Below are 22,780 nucleotides of genomic sequence, written 5' to 3'. Positions count from 1 at the left end.
ATTTTCGTTATAATAGACGGGTATGTAAGTGATGAATTGATAGAAAGATGGAGGCTATTAGTGTGATCCAATTTGTAAAACAGTTAACGAATGATCAAAGCCGGCGTTTGAAAGCGTACGAACGACGGGTCGCGCGTATTAATGAATTAGAGACAACGATGAAAGCCCTCTCGGATGACGAGATGCGTACATATACGGAGACGCTCAAAGCACGTCTCTTGGATGGAAAGAAAGTGGACGACATCGCGGAAGAAGGGTTCGCTCTCGTCCGCGAAGCGTCAGTCCGTGTGCTCGGAATGCGTCACTATGACGTCCAGCTCATCGGTGGGTTCGCCCTCCTCGAAGGGAACATCTCGGAGATGCCGACGGGGGAAGGGAAGACGCTCGTCGCCGCTTTGCCGAGTTACGTCAAGGCGCTCGAAGGAAAAGGCGTCCACGTCATCACGGTCAACGATTATTTGGCGAGACGTGACGCGGAACAAATCGGGAAGATCCATGACTTCCTCGGGTTGACGGTCGGTTTGAACGTACCAGACATCGAAGCGGACGAGAAGCGTTCCGCATATCAGGCAGATATCACGTATGGGGTCGGGACAGAGTTCGGGTTTGACTACTTGCGTGACAACCTTGTCCATAAGCCGGAAGAACGGGTCCAACGTCCGTTCCATTTCGCCATCGTCGATGAAGTCGACAGCATCTTGATCGATGAGGCGAAGACGCCGCTCATCATCGCGCAGAAGGACCGGTCACATATCCGGTTGAAACAGTTGGCACAACAGATCATTTCTGAGTTCGAGGAGACCGACTACGAGGTCGACCTCGAGTCGAAATCTGCGACGTTCACGGAAGCAGGGATTGTCAAGATTGAAGAGCTGTTCGCCATCGATAACCTGTTCAGCGCCTCACACCAGGTGCTCTATCACTATCTCGTCCAGGCGCTCCGTGCGAACGTCTTGTTTGAGCTTGACGTCGACTATATCGTCCGAGAAGACAAGATTGAACTCATCGACTTGTTCACAGGACGCATCATGGAAGGACGAAGCCTGTCGGAAGGGTTGCATCAGGCGCTCGAGGCGAAAGAAGGCGTCACCATCACCGAAGAGAACAAGACGACGGCGGAGATTACGATTCAGCACTATTTCCGCATGTATCCGCTCGTTGGGGGGATGACGGGGACGGCCCAGACGTCGCGCCAAGAGTTCTTGAAGACGTACAACATGGACGTCGTCCAAGTGCCGACGAACCGCGAACGTCAACGTGTCGACCATCCGGACCGCATCTTCATGACGACCGAGCAAAAGTATGCGGCGGTCACTGAGAAAGTAGCGGAACTGCATACGACGGGACGACCGATCTTGATCGGGACGACCTCGATCGCACAATCGGAAGCCATCAGCAAGCATTTGAAGAAGAAGCGGATCGAGCATGACGTGTTGAACGCGAAGACGGTCGCTCAGGAAGCGGATATCATCGCGGACGCCGGTCAATTCGGCAAAGTGACGATTGCAACGAACATGGCCGGACGTGGAACGGACATCACGCTCGACGCAAAAGCGAAGGAAGCGGGCGGTCTCTTCGTCATCGGAACGGAGCGGCATGAGTCAAAACGTGTCGACAACCAGCTCCGCGGTCGTTCGGGACGTCAAGGCGACCCGGGTGCGACCGAGTTCTTCGTCTCGCTCGAAGATGAGATCGTGAAACGTTATGCGGCGCAGAAACTAGAACGCGTGGAGAAGAAGTTGAAGCCGAGTGCGACAGGTGAGGTCTCGTCGAAAGATGCGATCGAGATCATCGAATATGCGCAGACGACGATCGAAGGACTCGGTGTCTCGATTCGAGACTACTTGTTCAAACTCGATGACGTCTTGAACGAACAACGGAATATCATCTATACGATTCGTAACCAGGCCGTCAACGCCGATGCGGACGCCATCACGAAAAACGTCCTCGGCATGATGCGTCTCGCCCTCGAGAATAGCATCGACATGCATGTATCGGATGAACTCGTACCTGAGGAATGGCCAATCGATGAGTTGAAAGAAGACTTGCGCTACTTGACGATGCAGGAGCCGACATGGGCGAATGACATCGCCGATACACGTGAACTGAAGGATGCTTTAAACGACTGGATGGAGACGATCATCGCTACGACGGCGTCACGCCTCGAACAGGATGACATCGTCCTCTTCGCGAAAGAATCGCTTCTCCGTGCCGTCGACATGAAATGGACGGACCATTTGACGACGATGAGCGGATTGAAAGAAGGAATCGGTCTTCGCAGCTACGGTCAGGAAGACCCGAGCCGTCAGTTCGGAAAAGAAGGACTCGAAATCTTCGAACAGACATATATCAATATCGCACGGGATGTCACGACGGAACTATGCCAACTCGACCGTTACTTCGCCGAGATGGCAGAGGAGGAAGTATAATGCTAGGATTTCGTAAACGTAAACAGATTGAGACAGGAAATAAAGAGGAAGGGCGCCAATTGACGCTCGTGATCGACGATGCGATGGGGATCCCGAAAGAGGACGAGTACGTCTTCCGTTATCATGCGAAACGACTCCCGCCACTTCTCGACAATCAGCTCTCGATTGAGTTGTTGAATGCCGAATCGCTCGGGCATGACTTGTCGATCGTGGCGTTGTTCCGCAACACGCTTCCGAGCTCGTTCGAGATCAACGAATTGCCGGTCCTCTTGTTGGACGCAAATAACGTCCCGATCGGTCGGAAAGTCCTCGGACGTTCTGAACTGCCGAGCTTTGAGGCGTGGACGAGCAAACCGGTCTACTTGGACTTCTTCTTAGATGAGATGTTCGGAGAAATAGAATCCTACGACTCGCTCCGACTCGTCTTCCAAATGAACCCGATTGACCCGCTTCAGCCCGTGTCATCGGAAGAAGAAGCGAAGTTCTCGAAGGTTGCATGGCAACAGCTCATGCGGACGAACATCTCGACACCGCCAGTCGGAGAGAACGAGTTCAACTTGATGCTCGTGTCGGTGGAGAAGGAAGAGACGGACGTCACGGCGACGATTCTCCTTCGCAACGGCTACGACCGTCACTTGAACGTTGAGAAACTCCCGCTTGAACTCGTGAGTGGGGAGGACGTGGTCGGCTTCACGATGATTCGTCTCGAAGAGTCGGTCTACGGGAAACATGCGTACCCGGTATCAGTCACATTTGAAGAAATTGACGGAGATGGACCGTTTACTGTTCGTATCAAACAATAATAGGATGATAGACCTAATTTTTGTAAAGGAAATTAGGTCTGTTTTTATACAAAAATTTAATAGGAGGGAAAGGCGGCTGGTGTTATATTGAATATGGTTAGACAATTATCAACCAGAAAAAGGGGACAATCACATGAAAACCGCATTGAAATGGTCGATCGCGACCGCGCTCGTGTTACCAACCGTTTTGCCGCTACAGGCACCGAACGTCTTGGCAGAAGTGGACGAGGATATCGTCAAGCTCCGTTTCTTAGAGACGACAGACCTACATACGAACATCACGAACTACGACTACTTCCAAGACAAGGTCGATAACACGATCGGATTGACGAAAGTCGCGACACTCATCAATGAACATCGTACAGCCGCTGGGGAAACGAACACATTCTTGTTCGATAACGGGGATACGATTCAGGGGACACCGTTCGGCGATTACGTCCGTGAGAGCCAAGCTGGAAAAAATGAAGCGTTCGAACATCCGATGTACAAGGCGATGGCGGCATTGAACTACGATGCCGTCACACTCGGGAACCATGAATTCAACTTTGGTCTCGAATTCTTATACAACGCGATGGAGGGGTCGAAAGGGAAACTGCGTTTCGTCAACTCGAACGTCAAAGATTTAGAAGGCAACCCGATCGTCTCGAAGTTCAACGTGGATGGACAAGAGGTCCAAATCATCGAACGAACGGTCACAGACCTGGATGGGGAAACACATACGATCAAAGTCGGCGTATTCGGAGTCGTCCCTCCGAAAATCATGTCATGGGATTCGGGGAACCTTCAAGGTCGTGTGACGGCAGAGGATATCATCCCGTCCGCACGTGAAGCAGTACAAAAATTAAAAGGCCAGGGAGCGGACGTCGTCGTCGCCCTCGCGCACTCAGGGATTGGTGACAGTGCAGCGCTCGCGGATGAGCAACTCGACAGCGAAGAGAACGTCGGTTACGCACTCACGAAAATTGACGGGCTCGACATGGTCATGACGGGACACCAACACGGTCGCTTCCCGGATGCGAAAGGCATGTTCGCTTCGTTCCCGAACGTCGATATGACGAAGGGGACAATCAATGGCAAACCGGTCGTCATGGCGAACAACCAAGGGAAGGACCTCGGCGTCATCGACTTTGAACTTGAACTCGTGGATGGGAAATGGCAAATCGTTGATGCGTCAGCAGCACTCGATACGGTGACGGCTGATACGGCGGTCGACCCGACGATTCAAGCGTTGATCGAAGACGACCACTTGGCGACAATCGACTATATCAACCAACCGGTCGGTGAGATTCAAGATGACATCCAAAGCTACTTCGCACTGGTCCGTGACGACGCATCGGTTCAGTTCGTGACGAACGCACAGAAGTGGTATGTCGAGAAAGAACTCGAGACGAACCCAGAACTTTCTGCTTATAAAGAGTTACCACTCTTGTCAGCAGGCGCACCGTTCAAAGCGGGTGGTCGTGAATTGACAGATGCGAGCTACTATACGAATATCCCGAAAGGGCAAATTGCTTTGAAAAACGTCGCGGACCTTTACGTGTATCCGAACACGCTCGAAGTCGTCAAAGTGACAGGAAAAGATGTCATGGATTGGCTCGAGATGTCAGCGGGTGCGTTTGACCAAATCGAAGAAGATGGCGAAAACTTACTCAACCTTCAATTCCGTAGCTACAACTTCGATATTCTCGACGGTTTGACGTATGAGATCGATGTCACGGGTCCTGCGATGTTCGATGTCGGCGGGAAGCTCGTCAATGCGAACGCGAACCGCGTGAAGAACGTCGAGTACAACGGACAACCGATCAAAATGGACCAAGAATTCTTGGTCGCGACGAATAACTATCGCGCGGGTTCTTCATCGTTCCCAGGTCTCGGTGGCGGGAAGAACATCGTCTATCGCTCAGCGTATGAGACACGTAACGTCATCTCGGACTATATTGTGTCGAGTGGCAGTAACTTAGACTACAAAGCCGACAACAACTGGAAGATTGTCGCGGATGCGAAACGTTCGGTGACATTTGAAACAGCGGATGCGGGTAAGCAGTACTTGAACCTTTACGAAGGTATCGAAGCGACGGACGCGACGCGTGAGGATGCGGCAGGTCGCCTCTTCCGGACCTATACGGCAGAGCTCGAAGTGGCGCCAACTGACTTGACGCTCGCGGTCGATGTCATCAAACCGGGTGCAAAAGTCGTGACTGGGAAGACGGCTCCATCTGCAAACGTGACATTAAAAGATGGCAAAACGGTTCTCGCGACAACGACAGCCGATGCAGAAGGCATGTACCGTTTGACGGTCAAACCGCTCAAACTCCGTCAGTCATTGACGATTGAAAGCGAATTGAATGGGAAGACGATGACGGAAACGAAAGTCGTCGGTGCAGGTTTTGTCGGAACGCCAGCTATCTCGAAACGTTTGACGTACACGAATACAACCGTGTTGACTGGAAAAACGACGGAAGGGGCTACGCTCGTCCTTAAACGAGACGGGAAAAAAGTAGACTATGCGAAAGCTGACGAGAATGGGAACTTCACATTCAAGAGAAGTACAGGATTCTTTGCAGCAAAATATGAAATCGAAGCGAAAGATGTATCAGGAAAAGTAGTCAAGACAACATCGTTCGAGTTAAAAAATGGATCAATCGTGACACCGAAGACGACGAAAGGTGTGAAGGCAGGCACACGCGCCTTGATCGGGAAAACAACACCGGGTGCGACGGTCGTCTTGAAAGACGCGAAAGGCAAGCAAGTCGCCAAAGTACAGGCGAGCTGGACAGGAACGTACACGTTCACGTTCAAAAAAGGCCTTACGAAAGGGACTTACAAAGTCATCGCAAGCGGATCGAACGGTTCTGGTGCAAAACAATCGACTCTCAACTTGAAATAAGTACGGAACGGCGTCCAATTCGGGCGTCGTTTTTTGTCGAATAAAAGTGTCTAAAATGTGAATGAAAGCCCTTACATTATCATTAACTCTTATGTATAATCAAACATGTAATCGGTTACATGACACGTGTAAACCGAAGAGCTGATGGGGTTTCGGCTACATATGTACGGAAAAGGGGACTGACAGATGATTACATTCTTCGTCGCACTCGCACTACTTTTGGTCGGGTATTTGGTATACGGTCGTTACGTTGAGAAGACGTTCGGCATCAAGGAAGAGCGGACGACGCCCGCCTATGCGTCTCAGGACGGCATCGACTACGTGCCGATGGGCAAAAAACGGAACTCGATGATTCAATTGCTCAACATCGCCGGTGTCGGACCAATCTTTGGACCGATCATGGGGGCGCTCTACGGACCGGTCGCCTTCCTTTGGATCGTGTTCGGATCGATCTTTGCCGGTGCGGTTCATGACTATTTGACAGGAATGATTTCCCTTCGAAATAACGGGGCACACTTGCCACAACTAGCGGAGAAGTTTCTCGGACGTTCACTTCGCCATATCGTCAATGGATTTGCACTTTTACTTTTACTTCTTGTCGGGACGGTGTTCGTCACGTCTCCGAGTAACATGATCAACAACTTGTTCGATGGGAATGCAACGACGCTCACCATCGTCATCTTCGCTGTGTTCGCTTACTACATCTTGGCGACGCTTCTCCCGGTCGATAAGATCATCGGACGCATCTACCCGTTCTTCGGGGCACTACTCGTCATCAGTGCCATCGGGATCGCGGTCAGTTTGTTCGCTCAAGGATACAAGATTCCAGAGATGACATTGACGAACATGCATCCGGACGGCTTGCCGATCTGGCCGCTCCTCTTCTTTACCATCTCATGTGGGGCGCTCTCTGGTTTCCATGCGACACAGTCGCCGATCATCTCGCGGACGACGATGAAAGAAAGCAACGGCCGTGAAATCTTCTACGGCATGATGATCGCCGAAGCGGTCATCGCGATGATTTGGGCTGGAGCGGCGATGGCCATCTTTGAGCCGGGTGAATTACTTGGACTCATCAGTGCGGGCACTCCGGCACTCGTCGTGCAAGAAGTGGCGACACTCATGCTCGGCAGCATCGGCGGGACACTCGCGATTCTCGGAGTCATCGTCTTACCGATCACGTCAGGCGACACGGCATTCCGTAGCGCACGGATGATTATCGCAGACTACATGTCAATCGCACAGAAAAAGTTCTCGTCGCGTCTTTGGATCGCGCTTCCACTCTTCGCGATCTCATACGTGCTCACGAACATGGACTTCCAAATGCTTTGGCAATACTTCAACTGGGCGAACCAGACGACGGCGGTCATCGCACTGTTCGTCGGGGCGATGTACCTCTACATTAAAGGGAAAAACCACTACATCGCGCTCCTTCCGGGGACGTTCATGTTGTATGCAGTCTGGTTCTACATTTTGACGGCGCCGATCGGCTTCAAGCTGGACGGAGTTCTTCCGTACGTCATCTCGACGCTCGGAACGTTGACGCTTCTCGTCTTGTTCCACAAACGGGCACGCGCGATGCGGGCAGCACAAATGGAATGTGACGTTCCGGTGAAAGAAGTCGCATAATCTCGACACGGGCTAATCGGTAGCCCGTGTTTTTGATTGCGTTAACATTGGGAAATGTCCATACTAGAAGGAACAGTTACGGAAGGTGGGAGCACATGAAACAAGAACAACTCAAAGAGATGCTCCATGCCGACACGCTCGGGGAAGAAATTGCGAGCGCGATCACGCACGGCTTAGGAGTCATCTTCAGCATCGTCGCCCTCGTCTTGCTCGTCATGAGCGCCACAGAGAGTGGGAGCACGTGGAACGTCACCGCGGTCAGTGTATTCGGGGCATCGATGATTTTACTTTATCTCTTCTCGACACTCATGCACGCCATCCCGCATCCACGGGCGAAACGGGTGCTGCAAGTGTTCGACCATGCGGGGATTTACTTACTCATCGCCGGAAGTTATACACCGTTTGCGCTCGTGACCCTTCACGGGACGCTCGGTTGGACGCTATTCGGAATTGTTTGGGGTGTTGCGATTCTCGGAATCGTGTGGAAACTGTTTTCGACCGGCAAGTACATGTGGGTGTCCAATGTGACTTACCTCGCACTCGGTTGGATCTGCATCATCGCCATACGTCCGTTATATGAATCACTCGGTCATCAAGGGTTCATGCTTCTCCTCGCAGGGGGGATCGCCTATTCGGTCGGCATCGTGTTTTATGTATGGCAAAAACTGCCGTTCAACCATGCCATTTGGCATCTGTTCGTCCTAGCGGGAAGCGTGTTCATCTTCCTCAGTATTTTACTCTATGTCGCACCTTCGACAAGCCTATAAGACAGCCGTCCTACGGGGCGCCTGTCTTTTTTGAAAAGTTGGGAAGAAAGTGCTGCAAACGGTTACAAAAATACAGACGAAATGACGTTTGTGTGTCATAATAATTGCAGACATCATCATAGAGATAGATGGGTGTAAAAGTAAGGGGGAAAATCAGATGGAAAAAGTGTTGCGCGATGGATTTATCTACATGTCACAAAACAAAACACTCAACAGTTTGGCAAAGAAATATGGCCTACGATTTGGTGCATCACGCTTTGTAGCAGGGGAAGACTTTAAGGCTTCTGTCCCGACGATTCGCGAATTGAATGCGAAAGGGTTGTCGGTCACGGTCGATCATCTCGGGGAATTTATTAAGACGGTCGAAGAGGCGAATACGAATCGCGACGAGATCATGCGTGCGATTGAAATTATGGCAGAAGAGCAATTAGACGCCTATATGTCACTCAAGCTGACATCACTCGGATTCGATATCTCGGACGAGTTGATTGAAGACAACATGCGTCAAATTTTGACGGTCGCACAACGAGTCGGGGTCTTTGTGGCCATCGATATGGAAGATGAGCAGCGTTGTGAAAAGACGCTCGAATTGTTTAAAAAGCTGAAGTCTGAATTTGACGGTCTTGGAACGGTCATCCAGTCGTACTTGTACCGCTCGGAAGATGACATCAATCATCTTGCGCCGCTCAAGCCGAACCTCCGCATCGTCAAAGGGGCATATAAAGAGCCGGCGACGGTCGCGTTCCCTGAAAAAGAGGACGTGGACCATAACTACGTGAAGCTCGTCAAACTCCATCTTGCGAACGGGAACTACGCATCCATCGCGACACACGATGACCATATGATTGACGCCATCATCGAGCACGTCAAAGAGAACAACATTCCACTCGACCAGTTCGAGTTCCAGATGTTATACGGGATCCGTGTCGAGCGTCAACTCGAGCTCGTGCGCCAAGGATACAAAGTCCGTGTCTACGTGCCATACGGTCGTGACTGGTACGGTTACTTCATGCGCCGTCTCGCAGAGCGCCCGGCAAACGTGGCGTTCGTGTTAAAGGGAATGGTGAAGAAATAAAATGAGCACGAACATCCGTCGAGGATGTTCGTGCTTTTTGATGTATGGATAACGTCGATGCGTTCGGTCTTCTATGTAGCGGAGGTGTTACGATTTCTTGTTCTCGTCCTCACTTACCCAAAAATCTGGACCGATTTGATCGGACAGCCAAAAGAAAAGTTCCTGATGTTCTTCTGGATGCACTGCACAAAAAGAAGACTCAGCTACGAACTGAGTCTTCGATCAATTATCCATTAATCACGGTTCCACCATTTACGTGGATGACTTGACCACTGACGTATGTCGAATCATCGCTTGCGAGATAGACATACGCCGGTGCGAGTTCGGCCGGTTGCCCCGGTCGTTTCATCTCTGCTGAATCGCCGAACGATTTCACCTTCTCCGCGTCAAACGTTGAAGGGATGAGCGGTGTCCAAATCGGTCCCGGGGCGACCCCGTTGACGCGAATCTTCTTGTCCGCCAAGTTTTTGGCGAGCGAGCGGGTGAATGCCGTGATGGCACCTTTCGTCGACGCATAGTCAATCAATTGGTCGTTTCCTTCATAGGCTGTGATCGAGGTCGTATTGATGATGCTCGCTCCTTCTTTTAAGTAGGGGAGCGCTGCTTTCGTTAAGTAGAACATGCTGAAGATATTCGTGCGGAACGTCTTCTCGAGTTGATCGTCCGAGATGTCGAGAAGCGATTCCTGCGGATGTTGTTCGGCAGCGTTATTGACGAGGATGTCAATTCGACCGAACGTCTCGAGCGTCTCTTCAACGACTCGTTGACAGAAAGAAGATTCGCCGAGGTCGCCTTGAAGCAAGAGACAGGCTTGACCTAAGTCCTCAATCCGTTCTTTCGTCGCTTCCGCGTCCTCGAGTTCGTTTTGGTCTTTATAGACGATGACGGAGTTCGCACCTTCATGGGCGAAGAAGATGGCGACCGACTTTCCGATCCCGGAATCCCCACCGGTGATGATCGCGATTTTGTCTTTTAACTTGTCACTTCCTTTATAGTCTTCCCGTTCATAGATCGGGAAAGGTTCCATCTTCGAATCGATTCCCGGTTGGTGCGACTGTTCTTGGGCTTTCTTCTTAAACGACTCAAAGTCCTTTCGGCTACCGACAGTGTTTAAACGATTATCATGCATGTATACATTCCCCTTTCTAAATTTGACTCTTGTTGTCTATACCACACACATTAAAAACTAATCGTTCATTCAAAAAATGGAATGAAATTGAAAAATGAACGCTTGCGAATGAATGTTCATTCATTTATGATAGAAGAGTAAACACGATGGTGATTGCGATTTTTTTTACGCGTGAAATGAATCACTATTCATTCTCATTTTAGGGGGGAACACTATGACGAGTCACATCGAACAATCAACCGACCTCCGTTTGACGAACTCAATTCGTTTTGCGGTCGTCATCGGTTCAGGAGTAATGGGGGCGGGGATTGCGGCTCACTTGGCGAACGCGGGGATTCGTTCGCTCATGCTCGACATCGTACCACGTGAATTGACAGCCAAAGAGGAAGCGATAGGGTTGACGCTCGAGTCGCCGGAAGTACGCAATCGCATCGCCTCAGAAAACCGTCAAAAGCTATTGAAACAAAATCCAGCACCACTCGCGACAGCGGAACATCTCAACTTCATCGAAGTCGGGAACTTAGAAGATGACTTAGAGCGTTTGAAAGAAGCGGATTGGGTCATCGAAGTCGTCGTCGAACGTCTCGACGTGAAGCAACAACTCTTCGAGAAGATTGCACCTTACATCCGTGAAGACGCGATTCTCAGCTCGAACACGTCAGGGATCTCAATCGAAGCGATGGCAAGTGCCCTTCCGGAAGGATTGAAATCACGCTTCCTCGGCACGCACTTCTTCAACCCACCGCGTTACTTGAAGTTGCTCGAACTCATTCCGACGGAGAAGACAGCCCGTCCGGTCATCGACTTCATGTCACGTTTCGCTGAAGATCGTCTCGGCAAAGGTGTCGTCGAAGCAAAAGACACACCGAACTTCATCGGGAACCGGATTGGGACGTATGGTCTTCTCGTCACGTTTGAAGAGATGCTCAAGCAAAACGCTTCAATCGGAGAGATGGACTCGATCACAGGTCCACTCATCGGTCGTCCAAAATCAGCGACCTTCCGCACACTCGACGTCGTCGGAATCGACACATTCGTCCACGTGGCGGGGAACGTCTACGAGACACTCGAATCAGGGGAAGAGAAGGACACGTTCGACGTTCCGACAGAAATGAAGCAACTCGTTGAAAAAGGTTGGATCGGACAAAAGGCTGGTCAAGGCTTCTATAAGAAAGAAGGCAAGGTCATCCAGGAGTTGAATCTTCAGACGTTCGAATACGAACAATTGAAAGCGATTACAGGTCCTGAGCTCGATCAAATCAAGTCACTTCCTGGCTCGAAAGCAAAATTGAAAGGTGCCATCTTGAACAAAAGTCGCGTCGGCCAATTGCTCTGGCCAATCACGGCGAAGACGCTCGCTTACTCGGCACGTCTCACTGGTGAAATCGCCGATACGATCGTTGCGATTGACGATGCGATGAAGTGGGGCTTCGGTTGGAAGTTTGGACCGTTCGAGATGTGGGATGCCCTCGGTGTTGAGAAATCAGTCGAGCGTATGAAAGCGGAAGGCTATGACGTCCCGGCATGGATCGATGAGATGCTTGCTGCAGGCAATACGTCATTCTACAAGGGAGACCAGTATTACGATAAAGCGTCGAAGACGTATGTCGAGAAGACCGTCAATCCGAAAGAATTGAAACTTAAGCCGCTCGCAAAATCAAACGGCATCATTTTAGAAAATGGTGGCGCACGCCTCGTCGATATCGGTGATGACGTGGTCGCACTCGAATTCACATCACCAAACAACGCGATCGGTGTCGACATCATGCAGATGATCGAACAGTCGATCGATCGTGTCGAGCAAGACTTCAAAGGAATGGTCCTTGCCAATGACGGCAAGAACTTCTGTGTCGGTGCGAACCTTGCGATGATGCTCATGGAAGCCGAAGACGAGAACTGGTTCGAACTCGATTGGATCATCAACAAGTTCCAACAAGTCGTTCAAAAGATTCGTTATTCAAGTCGTCCGGTCGTTGCTGCACCGTACGGTATGACGCTCGGTGGTGGAACGGAAATCAGCTTACCGGCAGCCCGTATGCAAGCCGCACTTGAGACATACATGGGTCTTGTCGAAGTCGGTGTCGGCCTCATTCCTGGTGGGGGTGGAAACGTCAACACGTACCGTCGACTCCTTGAGCAGACACCAAAATCGATGCAAAACATCGAGAAGGCTGCGCAACAGACGTTCGAGAACATCGCGATGGCGAAAGTATCGAAGTCGGCATTTGATGCGAAAACACTCGGTTACCATCGTGCGGTCGACGGCATCTCGATGAACCGCGACCACTTGACGTTCGATGCGAAACAAACGGTCCTTGAACTGGCTGACGGGTACACGGCACCGGTTCGTGAGAAGTTACCGGTCGTCGGTCAAACGGGTAAAGCGACGCTCGAACTCGCGGCGTACGAAATGTTCTACGGTGGTTATATTTCAGAGCACGATTTGAAAATTGCGAAGAAACTCGCACACGTCATCAGTGGTGGCGACTTGGCATACGGTACGCTCGTCGATGAGCAGTACTTCCTCGACATCGAGCGCGAAGCTTTCTTAAGCCTCATCGGGGAGCCGAAGTCACAACAACGGATGCAACACATGCTCGTGAAAGGCAAACCACTACGGAACTGATAAAGGGGGACAATACAGATGAGGGAAGCAGTCATCGTAGCCGGCGCACGGACGCCGGTCGGAAAAGCAAAACGCGGATCGTTCCGTAACGTTCGTTCGGACGAGCTCGCGGGATATGCCATCAAGGCAACGCTTGAGCGTTCAGGATATAAAGGCCCGATTGATGACGTCATCATGGGTTGTGCGATGCCAGAAGCGGAGCAAGGGATGAACATCGCTCGCTATGCGGCGGTCCGGGGGGGACTGTCACACGAAGTTCCAGCGATCACCATCAACCGCTACTGCTCGTCAGGCCTTCAAGCCATCGCGGACGCGGCGGCCAAAATCATGATCGGTCAAGCGACGGCAATCATCGCCGGCGGTATGGAATCGATGAGCCAAGTGCCGATGGGTGGTCACGTCATCCGTCCAAACCCACACATCATGGAGACGGCACCAGAGTACTACATGAGTATGGGGCATACGGCAGAACGTGTTGCAGCCGAATATAACATCTCGCGCGAAGACCAAGATGCGTTCGCCATCAACAGTCACCAAAAGGCGGCAGCGGCTATCGCAGGTGGCAAGTTCCAAGAAGAAATCGTTCCTGTGACGGTCATCGAGCACGTACTCGGTGAAGACGGTAAAGTCGCGGAAGTGGAGAAAGTCGTGAAGCATGACGAAGGTGTCCGTGCCGATTCGACGATCGAAGCACTCGGAAAACTCCGCCCGGCCTTCAAAATCAAAGGGTCAGTCACAGCAGGTAACGCTTCACAAGTATCAGACGGAGCAGCAGCTGTCCTCGTCATGGACCGTGAAGAAGCAGAACGTCAAGGATTGCAACCGATGGCCAAGTTCCTCTCGTTCGCCGTCGGCGGTGTCCGTCCAGAAGTGATGGGAATCGGTCCAGTCGTCGCCATTCCGAAAGCACTCGAGATGGCTGGCGTGAAATTAGAAGAAGTCGGATTGTTCGAGTTGAACGAAGCGTTCGCGAGCCAGTCACTCGGTGTCATCCGTGAACTCGGAATCGATCCATCGAAAGTGAACGTGAACGGCGGCGCTATCGCCCTCGGTCACCCACTTGGATGTACGGGAGCAAAACTTTCAGTCTCGATCTTGCATGAGATGAAACGACGCAATGAGAAGTATGGGGTTGTCACGATGTGTATCGGCGGCGGAATGGGCGCGGCTGGTGTCTTCGAATTACTTTAAGGGGGAATCGGATATGGAACGTACAGAACATGAATTGATTAAAGGCGGTAGCTTTGTCATTGACGCACTCGACGCGGAGCGTCTCTTCACACCAGAGGATTTCTCAGATGAGCATAAGATGATTGGTGACACGACGGCTGGATTTGTCGATGACCGCGTCATGCCAGTCCTCGAGCGCATCGAGAAACACGAGTTCGACCTCTCTGTCGAATTGTTGAAAGAAGCGGGCGAGCTCGGTCTTCTCGGAGCAGACGTTCCTGAAGAGTACGGCGGTTACCAACTCGATAAAATCTCATCTTCAATCATCACGGAGCGCTTCGCGAAAGCACGTTCGTTCGCACTCAGCTACGGCGCACACGTGGGGATCGGGACGCTCCCGATCGTCTTCTTCGGATCAGAAGAGCAAAAGCACAAGTACTTGCCAAAACTCGCGACAGGCGAATGGATCGCGGCTTACGCGCTCACTGAGCCAGGCTCAGGGTCTGACGCCCTCGGTGCGAAAACGACAGCTGTCTTGAATGAGGCGGGCACGCACTACGTCTTGAACGGTGAGAAACAATGGATCACAAACGCCGGCTTCGCGAACGTGTTCGTCGTCTATGCGAAAATCGATGGCGACAAGTTCAGTGCCTTCATCGTCGAGCGTGACTTCAAAGGAGTCTCAACGGGCGCAGAAGAGCAGAAGATGGGAATCAAGGGATCGTCGACACGTACGCTCATCCTTGAAGATGTCGAAGTACCAGTCGACAACCTTCTCGGTGAAGTTGGAAAAGGTCACGTCATCGCCTTCAACATCTTGAACGTCGGTCGTTACAAACTCGCAGTCGGAGCAGTCGGTTCTTCAAAACGTGCATTCGACCTCTCGGTTCAATATGCGAACGAGCGTAAACAGTTCAAGACACCGATCAGCCAATTCCCACTCATCCAAGAGAAATTGGCGACGATGGCAGCGAACATCTATGCGATGGAAAGTTCAGTCTATCGTACAGGTGGTTTGTTCCAGGATAGCTTGGACGCACTCGGTGATGAGAACATGCGCGACGGATCGAAAGTCGCACAAGCGATCGCAGAATATGCGATCGAATGCTCACTCAACAAAGTCTTCGCTTCTGAGACGTTCGACTATGTCGTTGATGAAGCCGTTCAAATTCACGGTGGATACGGATTCATGGCAGAGTATGAAGTCGAGAACCTCTACCGTGACTCACGGATCAACCGTATCTTCGAAGGAACGAACGAGATCAACCGTTTGATCGTCCCAGGTACGCTCCTCAAGAAAGCGATGAAAGGTGAATTGCCGCTCCTCGCAGAAGCGCAAAAACTTCAAAAAGAGCTGATGAGCTACATGCCACAAGAATTGGATGGCTCACCACTCGCTCGCGAGAAGATGCTCCTTTCGAACATGAAGAAAATCAACTTGATGGTCGCGGGTACAGCTGTACAGAAGTATCAACAAGACCTTCAAAACGAACAAGAAATCTTGGCGAAGATTGCAGACATGATCAGTGCCATCTATGCGCTTGAAGCAGCCATCGCTCGTACGGACAAAGCGATTGCCCGTTCAGGCGAAGAGAAGAACACGCTCAAAGTCCGCTACACTGAAATCTTTGCGGAGCAAGTGTTCAAGCAAGTCGAACTCATGGCGAAAGAAGTGTTGTACGCAGCGGCGTCTGGCGACGAGCAACGTATGCTTCTCTCGGCAATGAAGAAATTCAGCCGCTACCAGCCAATCAACGTGATCGGCACGAAGCGCGAAGTCGCAGCGAGCCTCATCAAAGCGAACAAGTTTATCGTCTAATCAAATTAACAGAAAGGGTGGACTGGACGCGGTCGATCCTTTCTTTTTTTGAGCTCTGCCACGTACAATAGAGACGAGGGGGAGAGATGATGACAAAACGAGATGTATTACTCGACCGGATGGAACGCATTGGACGGTCCGTAGCCGAACGGGACGGGACGCTCATGCTGCTCGCATTGGGGTCGATTGGACAAGAGACGGAGCGGTTGGATGAGTATTCGGACCTCGATTTCTTTTTGATTGTCGAGGATGGGCAGAAGGCGCGCTTTATCGATCGACTTGACTGGCTCGAGATCGAACCGCTTCATTATCAGTTCCAAAACACGAAGGACGGGCATAAGATCATGTACCATGATGGCATTTATGGTGAGTTCGCCGTCTTTGAACTGCATGAAATGGCGACCATCGCCTATACGCCAGGACGTGTCGTCTGGCGACGGGACGAGGCGCTCGAGGTATTTGCGACACCACGCCTCGAAATCACCCGTGAAACAGCGGCTTATTATTATGAAGAGGCGTTGACGAACCTATACGTCGGCTTGCTACGTGAACGTCGTGGCGAAACGCTCGCGGGATTCGAGCTCGTCCAAGTCGCAGCTGTTCAGAACGTCTTGAAGGCAATCGGTGAACAAGGGGACCCGTTCAATCCGACACGCCGGGTCGAGTCGAGACAGCCCAAGATGATTTCTTTCCTGTTGGGCGGGGTATTAGGATATGGCAAGTCAGGCGTCGCAGCCTCGACTATCTTACGTTTTATCGAAGAACGCTATGTGGTCAACCCAACAATGAAGCGAGAGATTGAACGGTTGCTTGAGACGTGATTTAAATTCTCTAGGTGTGCTACATTGAGGAAAGAGGTGATGAACAGATGGTGACACTATATGGCTATCCACCATGCAGTACATGTAAAAAGGCAGAAAAATGGTTGAAGGAACAAGGGATCGAGTATACATATATCCATATCGTCGAATCGACGCCGACGAAAGAGGAACTCGCCGAACTGTGGAAACAATCAGGTCTACCACTCAAAAAGTTCTTTAACACGAGCGGGCAAGTCTATCGGAACGAAGGCATCAAAGACAAGCTACCGAATCTATCAGAAGACGAACAACTCGAGCTATTGGCGAGCAATGGTATGCTTTTGAAGCGACCAATCGTCACAAATGGTGAAAAAACGACCGTCGGATTTTCAGAAAAGTCCTTTACGGACGTTTGGGGCTAAGTGCTATAATACAGATGTGAGTCTAATTTATTTGAGGGGGAAGTTAGGATGAGCAAAGTACCAGCAAATTTACGTTATTCAAAAGAACATGAGTGGGTAGAAGTAAATGGAACGAAAGCCCGCATCGGCATTACGGATTTCGCACAAAGCGAACTAGGGGACATCGTGTTTGTCGAACTCCCAGAAGTCGATGGTACGATTTTGCTCGACGAGCCATTCGGCTCAGTCGAATCAGTGAAGACGGTCTCTGAGTTGTATGCACCGGTATCTGGTCGCATCACGGCAGTGAACGAGGACCTCGCGGATTCTCCAGAACTCGTCAACGAGTCACCGTTTGAAAACGCATGGATGATTGAAGTCGAGTTGACGGAAGAGTCAGACCTCGACAAACTCATGTCTGCAGAAGAATACGAAGCGATGATTCAAGGATAATCAAAGCCGGCTTCTCCATTGGAGAAGCCGGCTTTTTGTTTACTCGAAATCGAGTCGGTAATGATCGGATTCGACGAGAGTCGTCCGTTCAAATACACGGTAGAAGAAGATTCCGAGTGCGACCGGAATCAGTCCGAACAAGACGATGACGAGCAGGACGTTGAAGAGAGCGAATCCACCCGGCATGAGGTGAAGGGCGTTCACCGGACCGATGAGACCTGACACGCCGAACCCGGCGCTGATTGGTGTTCCTTCAATTTTTAGAATCCCTGCGAGTGCACCGAGAATCGCCGCATTTGCCAAAATGGGAAGCATCATGATGGGGCGTCGGACAAAGTTCGCCATCTGAATCTTCGGAGAGCCGAGGAAGTGGGCAATCGATGTGCCGGTCGCGTTTGCCTGCCATCCGGCGATCGCGAGACCGAATCCGGCAGCGACGACACCGAGGTTCGCCGCACCAGCCGCGACACCGGACAAGCTGATGGCTGTCGCAATCCCGACAGTCGAGATCGGCGAGACGATAATGAGTGAGAACGCCATGGCGATCAGAATTCCCATGAGGACCGGTTGCAGGTCAGTCATTGTCATGATGAGTAGACCGATATACGTCGTGATCTGGGAGATGTACGTCAGTAGGAAAGTACCGATGCCTCCTGCGACGACAATGATGGTCATCGGCATAACAATGACCGTATACGTTTTCAAGTGGGGAGCGAGTTTCATGACAAGAAGTGTAGCGATTGCAGCGGTAACACCAGCTGTGATCACGTCCCCGATGCCGGTCATCACAAAAGCCCCTTCGTCGATTCGGACGGCACCGCTACCGACATACGTCGCAATCGCAATGGTCCCAGCTTCGAGAATCGATCGTCCGAACTGCATGGCGACCGCTAGCCCGATAATGGCTGGCAGAAGCCGCATCGCAATTGTCGTCGCATCCAATATGAATTGAAGAGACGGAAAATACGGAAGTATGGCTTTCGTTAATTCACCGAGCAAAGCGCTCGGGATGAGGGCGATCAGAATCGCCATGCTGAGACCGTTTAAGACGTTCATCGTGAACTGTTTCATCGTACCTGTTGCTTGTTCCGTCATCATTCATTCACCTGTCCTTCTTCTTTGCTGTTATGTACAAAAGCGATAAAGTTAGAACCCATATTATTCCTCTCTACAGAAAGAGTCAAGATAATCATTGAAAAATTCTGAAATTTCATCAAAGCACGATTTTTGAATGAGAATCCATCGCCCCTTATAATGACAAGAGAGGTGAGAAGAATGATTACAGACGGATTCTTATATATATACGCCCCGATGTGTGGTACATGCGCTGTGGCGGAAAAAATGTTGACGGTCGTCGAAGCGGTCGACTCTGAAATTAAAGTCGAAAAGCGAGATGCGAACTATATCCCAAAAGAGCTAGAAGCCTACCAAGTGATGAGCGTACCCGCCTTGTTGAAGCTTGAAAATGGCGAAGTTCAAGATCGATTGTACGCGTTTCAGAATGTGCAACATGTCCTCTCTTTCATGAAATGAGAGAGGAACATTAGAATAATCTGAAAATTTTAAATAATCAGTTGACACAGAAAGTTCACGAATGGTATATTCATTACAACATCTTACTTGAACACAAAATAGGACGCGATATTCCCGATATCAAGACGTTTTGGCGAAGCCGCTGCTACCTTTATACGAATACACGTCAGTCTTCCCTTCGATTGTCCCCCAAAAAAATCAAGCGAAGAAAGACGTTCCGTATAATTGCACGGTCCAAGCCAAGATCGAGTGATGATTGGTGAATCTCCCCCATGTAAGGATGTAAATCTTGAACGGGCAAAAGATTTTCATCTATGGGCTGTCCTTCCGTGACTCAAGGTGCTACGTTCTGTGTCGTCCTCGGACGGCACCTTTTTTTAATTTTTTTGAAAAAAGGATTTGACAGCAGAAAAAGCTGTCGCTATGATAAAGCTAATCGAATACACAACACTCTTATCAAGAGAGGCTGAGGGACTGGCCCTATGACGCCCAGCAACCGCGGAGCAATCCGAAATGGTGCTAATTCCAGCAAGGTGAGAAACCTTGACAGATGAGAGCAATCGTTGTCCGTACGATAAAGTGCGCACGTTTGCTCAAACGTGCGCGCTTTTTTTGTTGTCAGGAGGGAAAGGTATTGATTCAATTACGAAACGTCGCCAAATGGTTCGATACGAAGAATGGTCGTGTCCAGGCGGTCGATGATGTGTCATTAACAATTGATCGCGGTGAAATTTTTGGAATAATCGGATATTCGGGAGCGGGGAAATCGACGCTCATCCGATTACTCAACCGTCTCGAGTCACCGTCAAGCGGTGAAATCGAGGTCGCCGGGAGTGAGCTCACGAAGCTCAGCCCGAAAGAACTACGAGGGGTTCGCAAGAACGTCTCGATGGTCTTCCAGCACTTTAATCTTTTGTGGTCGCGCACGGTCGCAGAAAACATCAGCTTCCCACTCGAACTGATCGGGGTACCGGCAAGTGAGCGGAAACGACGCGTCCAAGAACTCGTCGAGCTCGTAGGTTTGGCTGGTCGTGAGGACAGCTATCCATCGCAACTGTCGGGCGGTCAAAAACAGCGAGTCGGGATCGCCCGCGCGCTCGCTACAAATCCTGAGGTTCTCCTCTGTGACGAAGCGACAAGCGCGCTCGACCCGAAGACGACGGATTCGATTCTCGAACTGCTCGTCAGCATCAATAAGAAGCTCGGATTGACGATCGTCCTCATCACGCATGAGATGCATGTCATCCAAAAGATTTGTCACCGTGTCGCCGTGATGGAGGCCGGAAAAGTCGTTGAGACCGGTCAAGTCTCGGACGTGTTCCAACATCCGGAGCAACCGATCACGAAAGAATTCGTCAAGCAAATCGGGGCGGTCGACGATCTATCGCTCACGTTCGAACACCTTAAAGAACGGTATCCGAGCGGTCAAATCGTCAAATTGAAATTCTTGAACGAGACGGCAGAACAACCGATTTTGTCTGACGTCCTCAAGACGCATGACATCGGATTCAACATCATCGGCGGGAACGTGACCCAGTCACAAGTCGGTGCGCTCGGTACGCTATTCATCCAACTGATTGGGGAAGCAAGTGAAATCGATCGTGCCATCGCGTCGATTCGTTCGCAATCCGTAGAAGTGGAGGTGGAAAGCGATGTTTCCTAACGTAGATTGGCAAATTATGATGGAGCAGACTTGGGAGACGTTATACATGACGCTCGTCGCAGGTGTGGCGACGTTTGTGATCGGACTGGCTTTAGGTTTGATTCTCTATATTACAAACGAATCGCTTTTATTGAAGAATCGTCCGATTTACGTCTTCGTCAGCGCGATCGTCAACGTGTTTCGTTCGATCCCGTTCATCATCTTAATTATCTTACTCATCCCGTTCACGTTGTTCCTACTCGGTACGATGCTCGGTTCGACGGCGGCGCTTCCGGCACTCATCATCGGAGCGGCACCGTTCTATGCTCGGATGGTCGAACTTGCGCTTCGTGAAGTCGACCGTGGGGTCATTGAAGCGGCCGAATCGATGGGAGCGACAAAATGGCAAATCATCTACAAAGTCTTGATTCCAGAAGCTCTTCCGGCAATCGTATCGGGACTCACGGTGACCATCGTAGCAATCGTCGGTTACACGGCGATGGCGGGGGTCGTCGGGGGTGGCGGACTCGGGAACTTAGCCTTCTTGGAAGGATTCCAACGCTCACAAAACGACGTCACGTTCGTGGCGACGGTGCTCATCTTGATCATCGTGTTCGTCATCCAATTCATCGGTGACCGACTCGTCACAAAGATAGATAAACGTTCAGCATAATCACACATATACCATTTGGAGGGATTCATTATGAAAACTTGGAAAACAGTACTCGGATTGACAGCATTATCAGCATTCACGGTTCTCGCGGCTTGCGGCGGGGAAGAGGCAGAAACAGGTTCTGGCGATGAAAAAACATTGATCGTTGGTGCGTCAAACGTACCGCACGCTGAGATTTTAGAGCACGTACAAGAAGAATATGAAGCAAAAGGTTACAAACTCGAAATCAAGAAGTTCCAAGACTACGTGCTTCCGAACAAGACGCTCGCGAGCGGGGAGCTCGATGCGAACTACTTCCAACACGAGCCATACCTCGAGTCACAAATGGCTGAGAACAAAGACTACAAATTCGCATCAGCAGGTGGCGTGCACATCGAGCCGATCGGTGTCTACTCACAAAAATACAAATCGCTTGACGAGCTTCCTGAAGGAGCGGAAATCATCATGAGCTCATCGGTCGCTGACCACGGACGAATCCTTACGATGCTCCAGTCAGAAGGTCTCATCACGCTTGCGGAAGGCAAAACGGTCGATGCGACAGTCGCTGACATCGTCGACAACCCGAAAGACTTGAAATTCAAGACGGACGTGGAAGCAGCACTTCTTCCAACGGCTTACAACAATGGAGAAGGCGATGCGGTCCTCATCAACACGAACTATGCAATCGATGCAGGTCTCAACCCACTCGAAGATGCGATTGCACTCGAAGGGGAAGACTCACCATACGTCAACTTGATCGTCACGCGTGAAGGGGACGAAGAAGACGAGCGCGTCAAGGCACTCCTCGAAGTATTGACGTCTGAAGAGACACAACAGTGGATCTTGGACGAATACAAAGGTGCGGTCGTACCGGTCAAACAATAAGTCATTTCGACTCAGGAGACTTCCTCCTGGGTCTTTTTTTGTCTAGTGTTCTTTCATAAAGAGAAGTACACTACATATAT

Annotated in this window: 18 protein-coding genes and 1 riboswitch; of the genes, 16 read left to right on the top strand and 2 right to left on the bottom strand. The window is 50.8% G+C overall.

Annotated elements, in window-relative coordinates:
* Window positions 1–62 precede the first annotated feature (62 nt).
* The 6 genes from secA2 to ACFO4U_RS06755 all read left to right on the top strand — a co-directional run bounded on the left by secA2 (window position 63) and on the right by ACFO4U_RS06755 (window position 9,590).
* Entirely contained in the window at window positions 63–2,429 is a 2,367-nt protein-coding gene (secA2, locus tag ACFO4U_RS06780) for an accessory Sec system translocase SecA2 (protein ID WP_215243781.1), read from the top strand.
* A complete protein-coding gene (locus ACFO4U_RS06775) occupies window positions 2,429–3,232 on the top strand; it encodes an SLAP domain-containing protein (RefSeq protein WP_074036331.1) in 804 nt (267 codons plus the stop codon). Before secA2 ends, ACFO4U_RS06775 begins: the two co-directional genes overlap by 1 nt.
* Before the next feature lie 133 nt (window positions 3,233–3,365).
* A complete protein-coding gene (locus tag ACFO4U_RS06770; protein ID WP_215243782.1) occupies window positions 3,366–6,119 on the top strand; it encodes a bifunctional 2',3'-cyclic-nucleotide 2'-phosphodiesterase/3'-nucleotidase in 2,754 nt (917 codons plus the stop codon).
* 186 nt (window positions 6,120–6,305) lie between these two features.
* Window positions 6,306–7,748, top strand: coding sequence for a carbon starvation CstA family protein (locus tag ACFO4U_RS06765; protein ID WP_196430970.1), 1,443 nt, complete (start codon window positions 6,306–6,308; stop codon window positions 7,746–7,748).
* Window positions 7,749–7,843: 95 nt separating this feature from the next.
* A complete protein-coding gene (gene trhA, locus ACFO4U_RS06760; RefSeq protein WP_051829405.1) occupies window positions 7,844–8,515 on the top strand; it encodes a PAQR family membrane homeostasis protein TrhA in 672 nt (223 codons plus the stop codon).
* 157 nt (window positions 8,516–8,672) lie between these two features.
* On the top strand, window positions 8,673–9,590 hold the full coding sequence (locus ACFO4U_RS06755; RefSeq protein ID WP_012726871.1) for a proline dehydrogenase family protein: 918 nt from the start codon (window positions 8,673–8,675) through the stop codon (window positions 9,588–9,590).
* Window positions 9,591–9,816: 226 nt separating this feature from the next.
* Here ACFO4U_RS06755 and ACFO4U_RS06750 read toward each other — a convergent pair whose 3' ends face one another.
* On the bottom strand, window positions 9,817–10,719 hold the full coding sequence (locus ACFO4U_RS06750) for an SDR family oxidoreductase (RefSeq protein ID WP_215243783.1): 903 nt from the start codon (window positions 10,717–10,719) through the stop codon (window positions 9,817–9,819).
* A 214-nt stretch (window positions 10,720–10,933) separates the two neighbouring features.
* On the opposite strand from ACFO4U_RS06750, the gene ACFO4U_RS06745 reads away from it, so the two are divergent.
* The 6 genes from ACFO4U_RS06745 to gcvH all read left to right on the top strand — a co-directional run bounded on the left by ACFO4U_RS06745 (window position 10,934) and on the right by gcvH (window position 17,988).
* Window positions 10,934–13,345 (top strand): 3-hydroxyacyl-CoA dehydrogenase/enoyl-CoA hydratase family protein, encoded by a 2,412-nt coding sequence (locus tag ACFO4U_RS06745; RefSeq protein ID WP_215243784.1) that lies wholly within the window; start codon window positions 10,934–10,936, stop codon window positions 13,343–13,345.
* Between the two features lie 18 nt (window positions 13,346–13,363).
* Window positions 13,364–14,536, top strand: coding sequence for an acetyl-CoA C-acetyltransferase (locus tag ACFO4U_RS06740; protein ID WP_012726865.1), 1,173 nt, complete (start codon window positions 13,364–13,366; stop codon window positions 14,534–14,536).
* A gap of 13 nt (window positions 14,537–14,549) precedes the next feature.
* Window positions 14,550–16,334 carry an acyl-CoA dehydrogenase family protein gene (locus ACFO4U_RS06735; protein ID WP_159562606.1) on the top strand — a complete coding sequence of 595 codons (1,785 nt, stop codon included), beginning with the start codon at window positions 14,550–14,552 and terminating at the stop codon, window positions 16,332–16,334.
* Window positions 16,335–16,423: 89 nt separating this feature from the next.
* On the top strand, window positions 16,424–17,155 hold the full coding sequence (locus ACFO4U_RS06730; protein ID WP_196430967.1) for a hypothetical protein: 732 nt from the start codon (window positions 16,424–16,426) through the stop codon (window positions 17,153–17,155).
* Between the two features lie 47 nt (window positions 17,156–17,202).
* Entirely contained in the window at window positions 17,203–17,556 is a 354-nt protein-coding gene (locus tag ACFO4U_RS06725) for an arsenate reductase family protein (protein WP_159562604.1), read from the top strand.
* 48 nt (window positions 17,557–17,604) lie between these two features.
* Complete coding sequence (gene gcvH / locus ACFO4U_RS06720; RefSeq protein WP_012726861.1) at window positions 17,605–17,988, top strand: glycine cleavage system protein GcvH; 384 nt, start codon at window positions 17,605–17,607, stop codon at window positions 17,986–17,988.
* Between the two features lie 39 nt (window positions 17,989–18,027).
* Here the strand turns inward: gcvH and ACFO4U_RS06715 are convergent, their stop codons facing one another.
* Entirely contained in the window at window positions 18,028–19,083 is a 1,056-nt protein-coding gene (locus ACFO4U_RS06715; RefSeq protein ID WP_251131798.1) for a PTS sugar transporter subunit IIC, read from the bottom strand.
* 180 nt (window positions 19,084–19,263) lie between these two features.
* Here ACFO4U_RS06715 and ACFO4U_RS06710 point away from each other — a divergent pair, with 180 nt between their 5' ends.
* From ACFO4U_RS06710 to ACFO4U_RS06695, 4 genes are all read left to right on the top strand, one after another.
* Complete coding sequence (locus tag ACFO4U_RS06710; RefSeq protein ID WP_215243786.1) at window positions 19,264–19,521, top strand: thioredoxin family protein; 258 nt, start codon at window positions 19,264–19,266, stop codon at window positions 19,519–19,521.
* Between the two features lie 450 nt (window positions 19,522–19,971).
* A riboswitch (SAM riboswitch) is annotated at window positions 19,972–20,078 on the top strand.
* A 77-nt stretch (window positions 20,079–20,155) separates the two neighbouring features.
* A complete protein-coding gene (locus ACFO4U_RS06705) occupies window positions 20,156–21,184 on the top strand; it encodes a methionine ABC transporter ATP-binding protein (RefSeq protein ID WP_147538181.1) in 1,029 nt (342 codons plus the stop codon).
* The gene (locus tag ACFO4U_RS06700) at window positions 21,174–21,836 is read left to right on the top strand and encodes a methionine ABC transporter permease (RefSeq protein WP_012726857.1); all 663 of its coding nucleotides are present in this window, start codon (window positions 21,174–21,176) and stop codon (window positions 21,834–21,836) included. The genes ACFO4U_RS06705 and ACFO4U_RS06700 overlap by 11 nt, the downstream gene beginning before the upstream one ends.
* A gap of 30 nt (window positions 21,837–21,866) precedes the next feature.
* A complete protein-coding gene (locus ACFO4U_RS06695; RefSeq protein WP_159562602.1) occupies window positions 21,867–22,700 on the top strand; it encodes a MetQ/NlpA family ABC transporter substrate-binding protein in 834 nt (277 codons plus the stop codon).
* The last annotated feature ends 80 nt before the right edge of the window (window positions 22,701–22,780 follow it).

It is taken from the genome of Exiguobacterium profundum (genome assembly GCF_042652865.1).
GTDB classification, from domain to species: domain Bacteria; phylum Bacillota; class Bacilli; order Exiguobacteriales; family Exiguobacteriaceae; genus Exiguobacterium; species Exiguobacterium profundum.
This window is presented reverse-complemented; position numbering and strand designations above follow the sequence as displayed.